At 60.4% G+C, this 14,542-nt stretch carries 15 protein-coding genes and 1 tRNA gene; 8 read left to right on the top strand and 8 right to left on the bottom strand.

Annotated features, from left to right (window positions below; genetic code table 11):
• Positions 1-66 precede the first annotated feature (66 nt).
• The 4 genes from Q2T52_RS04490 to Q2T52_RS04505 all read left to right on the top strand — a co-directional run bounded on the left by Q2T52_RS04490 (position 67) and on the right by Q2T52_RS04505 (position 4,605).
• Positions 67-756, top strand: a complete 690-nt coding sequence (locus tag Q2T52_RS04490; RefSeq protein WP_302075459.1) for an HAD-IA family hydrolase — start codon at positions 67-69, stop codon at positions 754-756.
• A 589-nt stretch (positions 757-1,345) separates the two neighbouring features.
• Complete coding sequence (gene ppdK / locus Q2T52_RS04495) at positions 1,346-4,015, top strand: pyruvate, phosphate dikinase (RefSeq protein WP_302075460.1); 2,670 nt, start codon at positions 1,346-1,348, stop codon at positions 4,013-4,015.
• 16 nt (positions 4,016-4,031) lie between these two features.
• Positions 4,032-4,337, top strand: coding sequence for a BrnT family toxin (locus tag Q2T52_RS04500; protein WP_302075461.1), 306 nt, complete (start codon positions 4,032-4,034; stop codon positions 4,335-4,337).
• Positions 4,318-4,605, top strand: coding sequence for a BrnA antitoxin family protein (locus Q2T52_RS04505; protein ID WP_302075462.1), 288 nt, complete (start codon positions 4,318-4,320; stop codon positions 4,603-4,605). The genes Q2T52_RS04500 and Q2T52_RS04505 overlap by 20 nt, the downstream gene beginning before the upstream one ends.
• A 30-nt stretch (positions 4,606-4,635) precedes the next feature.
• Here Q2T52_RS04505 and Q2T52_RS04510 read toward each other — a convergent pair whose 3' ends face one another.
• Positions 4,636-5,673 (bottom strand): glycosyltransferase family 4 protein, encoded by a 1,038-nt coding sequence (locus Q2T52_RS04510; RefSeq protein WP_302075463.1) that lies wholly within the window; start codon positions 5,671-5,673, stop codon positions 4,636-4,638.
• A gap of 156 nt (positions 5,674-5,829) precedes the next feature.
• Here Q2T52_RS04510 and Q2T52_RS04515 point away from each other — a divergent pair, with 156 nt between their 5' ends.
• Positions 5,830-6,735: a DUF1499 domain-containing protein gene (locus tag Q2T52_RS04515; protein ID WP_302075464.1), complete on the top strand. Its 906-nt coding sequence runs from the start codon at positions 5,830-5,832 to the stop codon at positions 6,733-6,735.
• A 12-nt stretch (positions 6,736-6,747) separates the two neighbouring features.
• Here Q2T52_RS04515 and Q2T52_RS04520 read toward each other — a convergent pair whose 3' ends face one another.
• Positions 6,748-7,677 carry an MBL fold metallo-hydrolase gene (locus Q2T52_RS04520; RefSeq protein WP_302075465.1) on the bottom strand — a complete coding sequence of 310 codons (930 nt, stop codon included), beginning with the start codon at positions 7,675-7,677 and terminating at the stop codon, positions 6,748-6,750.
• A 248-nt stretch (positions 7,678-7,925) separates the two neighbouring features.
• On the opposite strand from Q2T52_RS04520, the gene Q2T52_RS04525 reads away from it, so the two are divergent.
• From Q2T52_RS04525 to Q2T52_RS04535, 3 genes are all read left to right on the top strand, one after another.
• Positions 7,926-8,000 (top strand) — tRNA-Gln (locus Q2T52_RS04525).
• A 182-nt stretch (positions 8,001-8,182) separates the two neighbouring features.
• Positions 8,183-8,944: a DUF6683 family protein gene (locus tag Q2T52_RS04530; RefSeq protein ID WP_302075466.1), complete on the top strand. Its 762-nt coding sequence runs from the start codon at positions 8,183-8,185 to the stop codon at positions 8,942-8,944.
• A gap of 198 nt (positions 8,945-9,142) precedes the next feature.
• Entirely contained in the window at positions 9,143-9,970 is an 828-nt protein-coding gene (locus tag Q2T52_RS04535) for a MipA/OmpV family protein (RefSeq protein ID WP_302075467.1), read from the top strand.
• 54 nt (positions 9,971-10,024) lie between these two features.
• Here Q2T52_RS04535 and Q2T52_RS04540 read toward each other — a convergent pair whose 3' ends face one another.
• From Q2T52_RS04540 to Q2T52_RS04565, 6 genes are read right to left on the bottom strand one after another with little or no spacing between them, the layout of a single operon-like run.
• Positions 10,025-10,411, bottom strand: coding sequence for an EamA family transporter (locus tag Q2T52_RS04540; RefSeq protein WP_302075468.1), 387 nt, complete (start codon positions 10,409-10,411; stop codon positions 10,025-10,027).
• Complete coding sequence (locus tag Q2T52_RS04545) at positions 10,408-11,580, bottom strand: peptidogalycan biosysnthesis protein (protein ID WP_302075469.1); 1,173 nt, start codon at positions 11,578-11,580, stop codon at positions 10,408-10,410. Before Q2T52_RS04545 ends, Q2T52_RS04540 begins: the two co-directional genes overlap by 4 nt.
• Entirely contained in the window at positions 11,561-12,376 is an 816-nt protein-coding gene (locus Q2T52_RS04550) for an alpha/beta hydrolase (protein WP_302075470.1), read from the bottom strand. Before Q2T52_RS04550 ends, Q2T52_RS04545 begins: the two co-directional genes overlap by 20 nt.
• Positions 12,366-13,238, bottom strand: coding sequence for a fatty acid desaturase family protein (locus tag Q2T52_RS04555; RefSeq protein ID WP_302075471.1), 873 nt, complete (start codon positions 13,236-13,238; stop codon positions 12,366-12,368). Before Q2T52_RS04555 ends, Q2T52_RS04550 begins: the two co-directional genes overlap by 11 nt.
• Positions 13,235-13,588: an EamA family transporter gene (locus Q2T52_RS04560; RefSeq protein ID WP_302075472.1), complete on the bottom strand. Its 354-nt coding sequence runs from the start codon at positions 13,586-13,588 to the stop codon at positions 13,235-13,237. The genes Q2T52_RS04555 and Q2T52_RS04560 overlap by 4 nt, the downstream gene beginning before the upstream one ends.
• Positions 13,585-14,538, bottom strand: a complete 954-nt coding sequence (locus Q2T52_RS04565) for an arginase family protein (RefSeq protein WP_302075473.1) — start codon at positions 14,536-14,538, stop codon at positions 13,585-13,587. Before Q2T52_RS04565 ends, Q2T52_RS04560 begins: the two co-directional genes overlap by 4 nt.
• Between the last annotated feature and the right edge of the window lie 4 nt (positions 14,539-14,542).

Raw genomic sequence — 14,542 nt, forward strand, 5'->3', positions numbered from 1 at the left:
TTGTTGTTCCCTCTCTTTTGGTGTAGGCAGGCCGCTTCCTTTCATTTGCCACGGACTATCTATCTCATGAGCGGGTTCGACCTCATCATCTTCGACTGCGACGGCGTTCTGGTCGATTCGGAAATCATCGCGGCTCAGGTCGAATCCAGGCTCCTGACGGAATCGGGCTATCCGATCAGCGTCGAGGAAATGGGTGAACGTTTCGCCGGCATGACCTGGCAGAACATCCTGCTCACCATTGAGAAGGAAGTGGATATCCCGCTCTCCGCCTCGCTGATCGACAAATCGGAAAAGCTGCTCGATGCGCGTCTGGCCCGCGATGTGAAGATCATCGAGGGCGTCAAGTTCGCCCTGTCGCGACTGACCACGCAAAGCTGCATCTGCTCCAACTCCTCGAGCCACCGTCTGGATATGATGCTGACGAAGGTGGGCCTGAAGCCCTTTTTTGAGCCGAATATCTTTTCCGCCAAGGATCTGGGGCCGGATAGGGTCAAGCCGAAGCCGGACATCTTCCTGCACGCTGCCAAGCAATTCGGTGTTTCACCCTCGCGTGCGGTCGTGGTGGAGGATTCCGTGCATGGCGTGCATGGTGCAGTCGCCGCCGGCATGAAGGTCATCGGCTTTACGGGTGCGTCGCACTCCTATCCCAGCCATGCGGATCGCCTCACCGATGCCGGTGCGGAAACGGTGATCTCCCGCATGACGGATCTGCCGGCCACGATTGCGGCGCTCGCCGAATGGGCGGGTGCGGTTTAACCGCAATAGGCGCCGGTGCGAGCCAGCCAAGGCTCAATAGGTCTGCCTAGGATAAGAAACAGCAATGGCTGTGCAGCGGCGTCGGTCAGGGATGCGTTCTTCCCAATGTGTGGTCGGTGGTCAGGGCCCCAATCCTTGGTTTGTGCCGGCCTTTCTGGTTACAGGATATACAGAATCCCAGAGAATTTAGGGTTGGCTACGACTTCTTGTCTACATAATATCGCTGCTACCGGTGCAACATTTGTTATGGTACCTCAGGATTTAGGAATAAAAGGGGTTCGCTCCCCCATGTGATGCCAGACCCCCCGGCGGGGTTCCTGTACCTGCCGGAGGCTTTGCGGGGCCGGAGCAGGCGGCCCCGCAAAGCCTGCATCGCTTATGCTTTCCCCTTCCACAACGAAATCGCAGCAACGGACACGTTGTCTCAAAGCGCTTGAGCGGCGAGGGTGATCTGTCGCCTTACGCCCTGTTTTTTGTCCAATTTTTGCTGCAATGCAGCATAATCCTCCATCCGCTGGTTTCCAAGGGCTGGAATTTCCTGTAAACCCTTGGGAAAACAAGAAGCAGCAATGCCCGGTGGAGGAGTGGGATGAAGAAGTGGGTCTACCGTTTCGGTGGAGGCAAGGCGGAGGGGAGTGCCGCTGATGTCGCTATTTTGGGTGGCAAGGGTGCAAACCTCGCGGAAATGGCATCACTGGGCTTACCGGTGCCGCCTGGCATGACTGTGATTGCCGAATGCTGCGGCTGGTATTTCGCCAATGGACGCAGCCTTCCAGACGAGATGAAGAACCAGGTTCTGGACGTGCTGGCCGAAATGGAAGCGCTGACAGGACGAAAGTTCGGGGGGACCACGAAGCCGCTTCTGCTCTCGGTGCGCTCCGGTGCGCGCGCCTCCATGCCCGGCATGATGGATACGGTTCTGAACCTCGGGCTCAACGACCAGACGGTGCAGGCGCTGGGGCACGATGCGGGTGATGCGCGCTTTGCGTGGGACAGCTATCGCCGCTTCATCCAGATGTATGGCAATGTGGTGCTTGGTCTCGATCACGAGGTGTTCGAGGAGATCCTGGAGGATGAAAAATCCCGCCTCGGCCATGATTACGATACCGAGCTTTCCGCCGTCGAATGGCAGCATATCGTCGATCTCTACAAGCAGATGATCCGCGATGAGCTTGACGAGGACTTTCCGCAAGACCCGCAAGTGCAGCTTTGGAAGGCTGTCGCCGCCGTGTTTTCCAGCTGGACCAATGCGCGCGCTGTCACCTATCGCACGCTGCATCGTATTCCGCATGACTGGGGAACGGCGGTCAACATCCAGGCCATGGTGTTCGGCAATCTCGGTTCCTCGTCCGCGACGGGTGTCGCCTTTACCCGCAATCCGTCCACCGGCGAAAAATCCCTCTACGGCGAGTTTCTCATCAATGCGCAAGGCGAGGATGTGGTGGCGGGCATCCGCACGCCGCAATCGCTGACGGAGGAGGGGCGTCTTGCCTCCGGCTCCGACAAGCCTTCCATGGAAAAGCTGATGCCGGAGGTGTTTTCCGAATTCACCGCCATCTGCCGGCGGCTGGAAGCCCATTACCGCGACATGCAGGATGTGGAGTTTACCGTCGAACGCGGCACGCTGTGGATGCTTCAGACGCGATCCGGCAAACGCACCACCCGTGCGGCCATGAAGATCGCCGTCGACATGGTCGATGAGGGCGTGATCACGGAAGCGGAAGCCGTCACCCGCATCGAGCCCACCTCGCTGGATCAATTGCTGCACCCCACCGTCGATCCGCGTGTGGAGCGCGTGGTGATCGGTTCAGGTCTTCCTGCATCCCCAGGGGCTGCGAGCGGCGAGATCGTCTTTACCGCCGAGGATGCGGTGGCGGCGGAAGCCGAGGGCCGCAAGGTCGTGCTGGTGCGCATCGAAACCAGCCCGGAAGACATTCACGGCATGCATGTAGCGGAAGCCATCCTGACCACGCGTGGCGGCATGACCAGCCATGCGGCGGTGGTGGCGCGCGGCATGGGCATTCCTTGCGTCGTCGGTGCCGGCAATATGCGTGTCGACCTGCGCAACGGCTTGCTGATCGGTGCAGGCGTCACCTTCCGGCGCGGCGATATCGTCACCGTCGATGGTTCTTCGGGCCATATCCTGAAAGGTGAGGTGGCGATGATCCAGCCGGAACTGTCGGGCGATTTCGCACGCCTGATGGCCTGGGCGGACAAGGCGCGCCGTATGACCGTGCGCACCAATGCCGATACGCCGACAGACGCGCGCGCCGCCCGTTCCTTCGGGGCGGAAGGCATCGGTCTTTGCCGTACAGAACACATGTTCTTCGAAGGTGGCCGCATCCACGTGATGCGCGAGATGATCCTGGCGGAAGACGAAGCCGGGCGCCGCGCGGCGCTGGACAAGCTTCTGCCCATGCAGCGTTCCGACTTCACGGAACTCTTCACCATCATGTCCGGCCTGCCGGTCACCATCCGCCTGCTCGACCCGCCGCTGCATGAATTCCTGCCGAAGACGGAAGCGGAAATCGAGGAAGTGGCGGAGGCCATGAACATGGAACCCGGCCAGCTGTCGCGCCGGGTGGAGGCGCTGCACGAATTCAACCCCATGCTCGGCCATCGCGGCTGCCGCTTGGCGATCTCCTATCCGGAAATTGCCGAAATGCAGGCGCGAGCGATTTTCGAGGCGTCGGCTGCCGCGGCCAAGGCCACGGGTGCTGCCGTGGAGCTGGAAATCATGGTGCCGCTGGTCGGTCTCAGATCCGAGCTCGATTACGTCAAATCCTGCATCGATCAGGTGGCCGCCGAGGTCTCAAAAGAAACCGGCATGGCGATCGGCTATCTCGCTGGCACCATGATCGAGCTGCCGCGTGCGGCCATCCGCGCGCATGTGATTGCCGAAACGGCGGAATTTTTCTCCTTCGGCACCAACGACCTGACGCAGACGACCTTCGGCATTTCGCGCGATGATGCGGCGGCCTTCATCCCCACCTATCAGCGCAAGGGCATCATCGAGCATGATCCGTTCATCTCGCTGGATTTCGATGGCGTCGGCGAACTGATCCAGATCGCTGCGGAGCGGGGACGCAAGACGCGCCCGGATCTGAAGCTCGGCATCTGCGGCGAACACGGCGGCGACCCCACCTCCATCCGCTTCTGCGAGGGCGTGGGCCTCGATTACGTCTCATGCTCGCCCTTTCGTGTGCCGATCGCGCGCCTTGCGGCGGCACAGGCGGCGATTGAGGCGGGCAGGGGCTAGGGCTGTATGTACAAAAATGTCATTATACGCTAAGCTGATCTTCGAATGGGACCCGGACAAGGCGCGCCGAAATCGCGTGAAGCACCAAGTGTCATTCGAGCTGGCAAGAGAAGTCTGGAAAGATCCCCTCCATGTGATCCTGCCTGACAGGACAGTGGATGGTGAAGAGCGATGGCACGCTGTGGGAATGGTTGGTGCCGTCGCGGTTCTGGTGGTGGTTCACACTTATCCTCGCGGTGAGGATGAACAGGTGATCCGTATCATCGGCGCGCGAAAGGCTACGAGCCATGAAAGGTGGCGATATGAGCAGCAAGCAATCTGATCTGGAACGCATGAGCGAACTGGCACGGCTGCAGGCCATGACCGATGAATCTATCGACGTGGTAGATATTCCGGAAGCGCCAGTTGAGAATTGGCAGATGGCGCGCCGTGGCGACCTCTATCGGCCGGTCAAGCAATCGATCACGATCCGTCTGGACGCTGACATTCTTGCCTGGTTCAAACAGAATGCCGATGGGGCTGCCTATCAGACGGAAATCAATCGCGTTCTGCGCCAGCATGTGGTCGAGGCCGAAAAGAAACGCGCTTGATCGTATTACCAACTGTCTCGACAGAAACCGTCACCGCTCCGCCAGCCACTCAGCCATGCCCGCAAACGTCTCCTCCCAGGTCAAAAGCGTCTGGCCGAACTGCCATGCGTTTTCCGCTTCGGCTGCCCGATAGCCCGGCTCATCCATGAAGCGGCGCACCAGCGCAGCCATTTGGCCCGCATCATCGGCTGGTGCCTCTGTCACGCCGGCGCTTGTCCAGGTGGAGACGGCACCGGACGCGGTGGAAACAACCGGAACGCCATGACGAAGCGCTTCGGCCACGGCCATGCCATAGCCCTCGTAATAGGAGGCGGCGACATAGAGGCTGGTTTGCTGCCAGAGGTCTTCAAGTGCTGCATCCGCAACGTCGCCCGCAAAGGTCACACGATCCGTCAGACCGAGCGCTTCGGCGCGCGCCTTGAGCGCCGCAACCAGCGAAGGGTCCCGGGCCGGGTCGCCGACGATGGCCCAGCGCCAGCCCCTGGCCGGCAGATGTACCGCAACGTCTAGAACATAATCGTAGCGCTTGCGGGCAATGACAGCGCCGACGGACAGGATCTGGAAATCGCCTGCGCTGGCTGCACTGCGGTTGACCGGCGCATTGCCGGGAACGGCCACATGAATGCGATCCGGCGCGATGCCGTAATGCGCCTGGAGATAGGCACGGCTTTCATGGGAGGTGGTGATGATGCGATGGCTGAAACGCAGCGCATCGCCCTCCCGCTGTCGCGTCTTGGTTGAGGCTTCGTCTGTGCGGTCTCCCTGTTCGATGACCAGCGAATGATGGAAGATTGAGACAACAGGCACGCCTGCCTTCTCAAGAACGGGGAGAAGATCGTGGGTGTAGATGTGGTCTGTCAGGATGATCGTTCTCGGTTCCGCCTTTCCCAGATGCTGCAGCAATGCCGCTCGTTCGCTCTCCGGCACGGTGGGAAAACCGGTCTCCAGTTCCACCGGCTCCACCGGCACCGATTGCGCTGAAAGAGCCGCGACAAGCTCTGTGTTGTAGACATAGCCGCCGGTGCGGCGGGCATAGTCCCTGGTCGTCAGATAGAGGATGGGGGGCAAGGCGAATGCTTCCAGGCAGGTCATGTCAAATGACTTTACGCAAGTGAGATCGAGTGGATCAATGGCCGCGATTGACAGGACGCGTGACGGAGGGCGGTGCATGAACTACAAGAACCCGTTGAGTTCGTCACGCCTTGCGAATCGAGATTGGAGCGCATGACCGTCCGCTTTGTCCGCCCGGTATCGACTGCCGCCTTTGCAGCCCGCGGGCTTGGCTTGTCCGCGCTGCTGCTGCTGGTCATCGCTCTGCTCGCGCACCGTTTCGGGCCGCTGACGACGCCGAGCTTCGTAGCGCTGGTGCTGCTCTCTGCCGCCATTGCAGCGCTTTCGGTGCCGCTTGCCATGCTTGGGCTCATCCGCCTATGGCAGGAAGGCGCGCGCGGTGGCGTGGCGTCCGTCAAGGCGCTGATCTATGCTGCTATTCCACTGGGGCTGACGGCGTTCGGCGCCTACCTCTATCTCACGCTGCCGCGCCTTTACGATGTCAGCACGGATATTGCCGATCCTCCAGCCTGGGTACACCAACCCGCCGCAGATCAGATGTGGCTGACCCGCCCGTCCATTATCTCGCCGGTGGATCGCCAGGCGCAGGGGCAGGCCTATCCCGGCCTCACCGGCCGTCGCTATGAAGGTGGCCTCGATCGCATTTATGAAGCGGTTCTGCGTGTCGGCCCGACGGTGCGCATCAGCTTCGGCGAGGACAAATCCTCCAAGCGCGCGAAGCAGACGCCCGCAACCAAGCCTGCGGCGCGATCACCCAACCCGGAAGGACCGGTGGCGGATGTCATTCCCGTGCCGCTGCCAAGGCCGGATGCGGTGCCCGTTTCACCCGCCTTGAAAGCAGGCGGCGGCGATCTGGTGCTGCAGGGGGAGGGCCGAAGCCTTATCTTCGGCTTTCGTTTCGATGTGCTGGTGCGCATGCGGGAGGAGGCGGAAACGACGCTGGTGGATGTACGGGTCGCCAGCCGCTACGGCCCGCATGATCTGGGTTTCAGCGCGGCGCTGGCAGACAATTTTCTCCGTGCGCTGGATGCGGAGTTGCTGGGCATCGCCGGCAATTGATCCGGTAATGGATCACGCCAGCCGGTATTCGCCACCAAGCCTTGGCGGGCCATCCGTTTCCACGCGCCCGCTCTCGATCAGATCTTCCAGATGCGCCAGCACGGAAAGAGCAGCAGCGCCGTGCAGGCGCGGGTCAGTTGAAGCGTAGATCACCTTCACCATCTCGGCAATCAGCCGGTCGCCCGCACGAATGCGCTCCAGCACCGCCCGTTCGCGCATGCGCCTGTGGGTGCGCAAGCCCCGCAGGAAGGAAGCTGGCTCGCGGACCGGGCCGCCATGGCCGGGCAGATACAGCGCATCCTGCCGCATCAGAAGTTTTTCCAGTGAGGTCATGAAATCGCGCATGGAGCCATCAGGCGGAGCGACGATCGTGGTTGCCCAGGCCATGACATGATCGGCGGAAAACAGAATGCCGGTACCATCCAGCGCGAAGGCGCAGTGGTTGGCGGTATGTCCAGGCGTATGGAGAGCCGTGATCTGCCAGCCGTCGCCCTCAAGGCTTTGACCATCCCCAAGCGCAATGTCAGGCACGAAACTGATGTCGGAGCTCTCGGCAAACGGGTTGGTTTCGCCGGCGTAAAGCGGACGAGAAGCGCGATGCGGCCCTTCGGCCACCGTCAACGCACCCGTCTCCGCCTGCAGGCGGCGTGCCAAGGGCGAATGATCGCGGTGGGTGTGGCTGACCAGAATATGGCTGACACGCCGGGGACCGATCGCCCGCATCAGCGCCTCGAAATGCGCATCGTCTTCCGGCCCGGGGTCCAGCACGGCGACGGTATCGCCGGGGCCGATGATGTAGCTGTTGGTGCCGTGAAAGGTAAAAGGCGAGGGGTTGTTGCAGGTGAGGCGCTGAACGCCCGGTGCGACAGGAACCGCGTGTCCATGGTGCGGCTGGAACTCCAGATCGAAGGAAGGGGCCTGCCCCTCGGTCTCGTCTGCCATTCCTGCCTCCTGATGCCATGCGCTTCGCATCGAATGAGAGCGCGCGTGCGCTTTCAATTGTTTGTTTTATCGCATGTCGTTATCGCAAAACCGCTTCACACTTTTGCGCGACATCCTGTAGCATGTGGATGGGTTTCGCGAAAATGTCAAAAATCCGGCTACGGATGATTGCCGAGGCAGGCGAGCTTTGCTAATGCAGGCGCCACCAGCCGCGAAGCAGGCTAATCCTTGCTTCGCAACGGCACTGGTGGGGCGTCGCCAAGCGGTAAGGCACCGGTTTTTGGTACCGGCATTCCCAGGTTCGAATCCTGGCGCCCCAGCCACAGTTTCTCCTATGATCGCTTCTGCACTTTCCTGAATTGAATTTTGGAACTGTCCGCCTTAGCGGGCGTTCTGTACCTTCGGTACAGCGGCCGGAGCACCATCCCGGCCCGTCGTGGGGAGGCATGCGCAGGGTGAGGTGTCCCTTCATCTCCCTATAGCGTCTGGACGAGGGGAGTTCCTGATGATGAAGCGGAATGTTGTGATTGCGGCGGCTCTGGTCATGTGCACTGCCAGCGTTGGGCCGGCAAGGGCAGAGGTTGGTGACATCTGGGTCTGGAGCAACATTATTCCGTCAATCGCGGGGACGGATGTCCTTGGATTGCATCTGCGCGACCTGCGGCGCCAGGATGAAGAACGTGCCAGAGGCTTGAAAACGCCAAACGTGCAGCCGCAAGCGGGGGAGCAGAGCTCTGCGGCAGTATCGTTGCGTTACGTGCCGTCGAAAAGCCGGCGAAAGGCCAATCTGGTCAACATTGTCGAGAAGACGCGGGCTGCCGATCCTGCCATGGCGGCGGAGCTTCAAAAGCTGTTTGCTCAGGGCGATCTGATTGAAAGCATCGATGCCCGTCTCCGGCCCGAGGGCTTGCGGGTGGATGATGTTGCCGATGTGTTGACCGTGTGGTGGACGACCGTATGGGCTGCCAGCCGCGGCAACAATGATACGCCCGCGCGCGCCACGATCGATGCAATCCGCGCACAGGCTGCAGTGACCCTGCACGGTGCCGGATCAATGGCCCGAGCCTCCGACGCCGAGAAACAGCAACTGAGCGAAGTTCTGCTCCTGCAAACAGTCGTGGTCGATGAGGCGGTCGAGCAGGCCAAATCGGATCCTGCGAAACTTCGGGAGGTGAGCACGTCGGCGCGCAAGATTGCCCGTGGTATGGGCATGGATCTTGACGCCATGCAATTGACGGACAAGGGCTTTGTCGTCAATCGCAAGTAGCGCTGCCGCCCGGCCTTTGCGCCGGTACCGGGCTTTACTCCATTAGAATTCATTGCAAAAAGCCGATGTCCTGCATCCTGGGGATGGTGTTTTGATTTGACATCGCCGCTTCAAGGCGTACGGTATTGGGATAGCCTGCCGGGACGCGGGCAAAAGTGTTATGCGTATTTGGTCTATGGGGCAGGGATCTTGAGAAAAATGGAGAGGAATGCCCCAAGGCTCGCTCCCTTTGTGCTCGGTTTTGCCCTTGCGTCTGCAGCCGCAGTTCAGCCTGCTCTGGCTGAAGATACCTCAGACAAGTCGGAAAAGACGCATATCCTCACCCTTGGCACCAGCATCGAATTGGCGCCGTCCTATCCCGGCGCCTCCCATCGGCGTTTCTCCGCAATGCCGTCCATCGACATCAGGCGCATGGATGAGCCTCAGGAATTTTCGCCGCCCGATGACAGCATTGATTACGGCCTGATCGATTTCGGTAATTTCAGTGCCGGTCCCGTGATTGGCCTGCGCGATGGTCGCGGCCCGCATGATTCGTCCTCGTTGAACGGCCTTTATCGCATCAAGGGCGGTTTCGAGGTCGGTGCGTTTGCCCAATACTGGATCTTTCCCAATCAATGGCGTGTGCGTGCCGAAGTGCGCGGCGCGCTGACCAACCGTACCGGCCTTGTCTATGACGTGGGTTCCGATGCGTTTGCCCAGGTGGGGGATGACTGGGTGTTGTCGATCGGTCCGCGCCTGTCCTTTGGCGACAAGACCTATATGGAAAACTATTTCGGCATCTCCCCCGACGAATCCGCACTCAACGGGCGCCTTCCTGCGTTTAAGGCGGGGTCTGGTCTGAAGTCCATCGGTCTGACCGCATCCGCCAGCTATGATCTGTCGGAGGATTGGACGTTCCAGGTCTATGGCCGCTATGATCGCCTGGTAGGCGATGCTCGCCGCAGCCCGATCACGGCGATGATCGGCGACAAGAACCAGTGGACCGTTGGCATTGGTCTCACCAAGGCCTTCAAGATCGATTTTTGAGCTACCACGAGGCTTGTTGAAGCAGCCGCGAACGTCGAACATATTCGCTATTCGCTATTCGCTATTCGCCGCAGCCGCTTCCTTCGGGCTTGCCGTCGCAATGCAGAAAATCCCGGACAGGATCAACCCGCTGCCGATGATCTGCAGCAGCGTCATCTGCTCGCCGAAGAACACCCAGGCGACGCCCATGATCAGGAGGTAGCTGACCGCGGAAAGCGGAAAGGCTTTGGCGAGATCGAGTTCCGACAGCACCGTCATCCACACGAAAAAGCAGACGGTCTCGGCAATGATCGCCGCCATGAACCAGGGGGAGGTCAGCGTCTGGAGGATAAAGCCCCAGGCATCCAGCGGCGGTACGTCATCCGCGCTGTATTTCAGAAACACCTGCTGCAGCACGTTGAGAACCGGTATCGCCGTCCAGGTGAGATGCAGCGCCCTCATTCCGCCAGCCCGTCCGTATCATCGGCGGCCAGATAGGGGGCCACCATCTGCAACAGCTTCTGCATGAAGCGATTGGTATGGCGGAAATACATGGCATTCGGGGTGAGGCTGCTGCCGAGGCGGACCTTGTTCTTGTAATAGGCCTGACCGCTTTGATAGCGGGTCAGCCCATGTGCCAGGCAGTATTCGATATTGGTGAACCAGCTCAGATAGTAGAGATTGTAGGGGCGTCCCTTTTCCGCATCCATGCAGAAGAACTTGTCGACCAGTGTTTCACCATTGTGAACCATCAGGTTGGCAGCCAGCAGATCATCGCCCACGAAATACATGGTGCAGAAAGAACGGCCCGGCATGTTTTTCAGAATGCCGTCGAAATAGGCCGGTGTCAGTTCCTCGAACTGCCATTCGCTGCGCGTGCGTGTATCGAGGTAAAGTTCGATGATGCGCGGCAAGAGATCGCCGAAATCGCTGCGGTATTCCACGCGCACCTTGTCGCGCACCTTCAGCTTGCGGCGCATGTCCTTGCGGGTGCCGGAGGAGAGACGGGCGAAATATTCATCCATCGAGGCAAAGTCGATGTCCATCCAGGCGGTCGGCATGCCGCCGAGCTCTGCATAGCGATGGGCGGCGACCACCTCTGCCAGCGCCGGCGCCAAAGGCTGCGGAATATCCTTCAGCGCGTTCAGAACGCATTTGCGGGACTTGGCAAAAGTTTCGAAGGCCGTCAGCAGCGTTTCCAGCAGGAGAGGGCGCATCGCATCCGGTACATCGGTGCGGAAGCCGAGGCTTCCGGTTTCCGTGCAGGGCGAACCGAGGCAGGCGAGCGGAAAGGTCAGGAATTTCGACCAGTAGCGGCGCATCTTGGCAATCGCATCGCGCAGGCCGCCGGGATCGAGCGTCGTCTCCAGCGCGTATTGCGACAGGAAGGCGGGCATGGCTGCCACCACGTCGCCATCGGCGCGCGCCACCACATAGGCCCATTCGAAGCCGGCAATGCCGGCCTTCTCCACGGTCAGCAGATAGTCGTAGGCTTCCGGCTCGCCGGGAAAGCAGGCATCCCATGCGGCGCGTCCGATCGCGGTGATCGAGGAAAAAACTTCGCCCTCCAGCGCGGCATTCAGGCGAATGTCCTGCTGGGTATAGGCGTGTTCAAGCGCTGTTCCGGGCATCGTGCTTCTCGAAGAAATCTGCGGTCAGATCGGCAACATGCCGATGCTGACGGTCTACATGAATCATGTGGTAGCTGTCTTTGAGCCAGTGCAACTGTTTCGCTCCGCCCAAATGCTCAGCAATATAGCGGGCATGGCGCGGGCTGCTGACGTCATCTTCCTCGGAGTGGACGATGAGGGTCGGCGTCGTCACCTGCGGCAGGCGCTGTTTCAGCGCGTGGCCCATGCGCTCCATCTCGACAAGGCCGCGGCCGGGAAAGGTTTCCAGCACGCCCTCATTGCTCATCTTGGCGACCATGGCACGGATACGCTCGTCCTTGATGCCCATCGCAGCGGTTTCCTTGAAGTTCAGCCGGTCAAGGAAAGGGATCTTGGAGAGGAAGCGGATGCCGCGCGACATCATCACGTAATGGCGGGGCATGCTCCAGCCGTCATAATGGAAGCAGGGTGAATAAAGCGCCGAGGCCTGGATGAGGTAAGGCTGGCGGTCGGATGCCATCAGCCCCAGCTTGCCGCCGGCGCAGATGCCTGCGGTGAAGACGGTATCCACATGGGCGCGAAATTCCTCCGCAGCCTGTTCCACGCTGTCCAGCCAATCCTGCCAGCGCGTACGACGCAGCGTTGCCGCATCCTTGCCGTGACCGGCAAGGAGCGGCGCATAGACGCTGTAACCGCGTTTCACGAACTGACGTGCCACCAGGCGCATTTCTGCGGGTGCCCCGGTCAGTCCGTGGATCAAGAGCACGCCGCGTCCGTTCTTGCCCTCCTCATGGAAGGCGAGGCGATCAAGCTTCATGGGGGTTCACGTCCCGCCAGTTTTCCGGTGCCATGAAGCCAAGCGCATGGCAGGTGCTGATCACATGCGTGCCGGCGGCCTGCTGCTCGTCCTTGATGCGCTCATGCAGGGCCTGCAACTCCGTCCAGTGTGTCTTCGGGCGGTAGTGATGCTCCGCATGGTAGCCGTTCTGGAACCACAGCCAGTTGTAGAAGCGCTTGTAGCTGCTGACACCCCAGGCGATCGGCTCATCCGGGTCGCCATGCAGGTGCTCGTAATAGCCGTTCAGCGAAGAGAGGCAGTTGCCGATGTAATAGAAGGGCACGAAGAACAGCACGGCCTTCCAGTCATAGAGCAAGGCAATTGCGACCACCGCGATGAAGATGAACAGTTCCATACGGCCCCAGTTCGCATCGAACGGGCGGCGCTTGGCAATCGCGCGGTGGATGTCGCCGATATCGTCCCGGAAGAAGCTCAGGAACGTGTAGGAGAACACGTTTTCCGGCTGGCCGTTCTTGCCATGCTTATAGATCGACAAGGGGTCGATCGTGTTGCCGTCTGCATCCGGGCGGTCGCTATTGCCGGAGTGATGGCGCATATGCACCCAGTGGTAATAGGTCTGGGAGAAGCCGATCGCCAAAGATTCCAGAAGGCTGAAGCCGTAGTTCATCCAGCGTTTGGTGAAATAGGGCGTGTGGATGAAGTTGTGCGAAATGCTGTTGATGTTCCAGGAGATGGAAATCGCATAGATCGCGCCGAGCGCAGCCGACAGCCACAGCGGACGGCTTTCGAAGCCGACGATCAGGTAGATGTTGAAGGCGAAATGCGCCACCGCTGCCAGAACGGGCACAATGTCCCATTTCGTATAAGCGAGGATTTTCATAATCCAGTCACTCCCACGCAGACCACGCCGGCAGTCACGAGAAAGATGCCGAGAGCGTGGCGAAGGTTGATGGTTTCGTTAAAGAAGGCGGCGCCCGCGACCGCAATCGCGACATAGCTCAGCGCCATGATGGGAAAGGCAATGGAAAGGGGCGCCGTCTGCAGCACACGGCTCCAGGCGACGAGTTCCACGAACCAGAACACCATGCCAAGCCCGGCAATCGGGTTCAGCACGGAGCGGATACCGCTATGGGTCGTGGCCGCATGCTTGAAGCACACTTCGCGACCGGTTTCAGTCAGCACACAAAAGGCGATCAGCCCCAGCATGGAGAGGCTCAGAGCGTCGCTCATTGCATCTGCTCCGCCAGAACTTCCAACAACGCATGATTGGCTGCGCTGTTGATGTTGCGGGTCTCGTCCCTGTCCGGGGCGGAAAGCGGCTGATCGAGCAGGATCTCGCCGTGCTTCAAGGCCCGCGTCAGAAGATTGCCACCATAGTTGGGGCGCGAATAATCACCCGTCACGTCCGCGCCAATGATGCGGTGGCGTGATCCGATCTGTGTGATGAGATCCAGCACATAGGGCATCTGCATCATGCCCTGATCCCAGTTGGTCAGCGCGTCGCAGCGGGCCAGTGCATCCTTGTCCACGGTGATATAGACGGATTCCGTCTCGATGCTGTCCAGCAGCCGCTCGATGAAGTTCTGCTCGCCCATTTCGGAAATGCAGCGCCAGTGCAGGGCGTTCGCCTTCTGCTCATAGCTTGCGCCGGTACCATACTGTGCCTTCACCCGGCTTGGTGCATGGGCGTAAGGGAAGAGCTGCAGGCGCTCGCCGCGCAGCAGATCGAGATTGGCGCCCTTGCGTTCCGGCGACGTCAGATCGTCGCTGCACACGCCGAGTGTCACGACACGTGCGACCTGCGGATGCGCCAGCGCCCGGTTGACCCAGGAGCCGCAATGCATGCCATCGGAGAAATGCACCCAGTCGGGATGGTTGTCGATGTGAACGACAGTCACCGGACCCGTCTGGTCTTCCAGGGCAATCGAGAGAAGCAGCGCCGAAATATGATGAAAATCACCCGACCCCATGAAGGTCAGGCGCCGTTTCCCGCGCGACAGGCTGCGGGAGCGGCTGAGGCTGCGGTACAGATCGTCCAGCGCCGCCTGCTTGCCCCAGAGGCGAACAGCGCGGCCGCTTTCCTTTTCATGCAGTTCGTGCGCACCCGCCATCATGCAGGAGCGCACGAATTCGGATTGCAACTCCAACGCATCATCGAGATGAAGAAGAAGGAGTTGCAACGGC

Source organism: Rhizobium oryzicola (assembly GCF_030504645.1).
GTDB classification, from domain to species: domain Bacteria; phylum Pseudomonadota; class Alphaproteobacteria; order Rhizobiales; family Rhizobiaceae; genus Neorhizobium; species Neorhizobium oryzicola.

Excerpts from the sequence above, each read along its gene's own strand:
- Q2T52_RS04490 (WP_302075459.1), top strand. The coding sequence starts at position 67 with ATGAGCGGGTTCGACCTCATCATCTTCGACTGCGACGGCGTTCTGGTC.
- ppdK (WP_302075460.1), top strand. The coding sequence starts at position 1,346 with ATGAAGAAGTGGGTCTACCGTTTCGGTGGAGGCAAGGCGGAGGGGAGT.
- Q2T52_RS04500 (WP_302075461.1), top strand. The coding sequence starts at position 4,032 with ATGTCATTATACGCTAAGCTGATCTTCGAATGGGACCCGGACAAGGCG.
- Q2T52_RS04505 (WP_302075462.1), top strand. The coding sequence starts at position 4,318 with ATGAGCAGCAAGCAATCTGATCTGGAACGCATGAGCGAACTGGCACGG.
- Q2T52_RS04515 (WP_302075464.1), top strand. The coding sequence starts at position 5,830 with ATGACCGTCCGCTTTGTCCGCCCGGTATCGACTGCCGCCTTTGCAGCC.
- Q2T52_RS04520 (WP_302075465.1), bottom strand. The coding sequence starts at position 7,677 with ATGGCAGACGAGACCGAGGGGCAGGCCCCTTCCTTCGATCTGGAGTTC.
- Q2T52_RS04530 (WP_302075466.1), top strand. The coding sequence starts at position 8,183 with ATGATGAAGCGGAATGTTGTGATTGCGGCGGCTCTGGTCATGTGCACT.
- Q2T52_RS04535 (WP_302075467.1), top strand. The coding sequence starts at position 9,143 with ATGGAGAGGAATGCCCCAAGGCTCGCTCCCTTTGTGCTCGGTTTTGCC.
- Q2T52_RS04540 (WP_302075468.1), bottom strand. The coding sequence starts at position 10,411 with ATGAGGGCGCTGCATCTCACCTGGACGGCGATACCGGTTCTCAACGTG.
- Q2T52_RS04545 (WP_302075469.1), bottom strand. The coding sequence starts at position 11,580 with ATGCCCGGAACAGCGCTTGAACACGCCTATACCCAGCAGGACATTCGC.
- Q2T52_RS04550 (WP_302075470.1), bottom strand. The coding sequence starts at position 12,376 with ATGAAGCTTGATCGCCTCGCCTTCCATGAGGAGGGCAAGAACGGACGC.
- Q2T52_RS04555 (WP_302075471.1), bottom strand. The coding sequence starts at position 13,238 with ATGAAAATCCTCGCTTATACGAAATGGGACATTGTGCCCGTTCTGGCA.
- Q2T52_RS04560 (WP_302075472.1), bottom strand. The coding sequence starts at position 13,588 with ATGAGCGACGCTCTGAGCCTCTCCATGCTGGGGCTGATCGCCTTTTGT.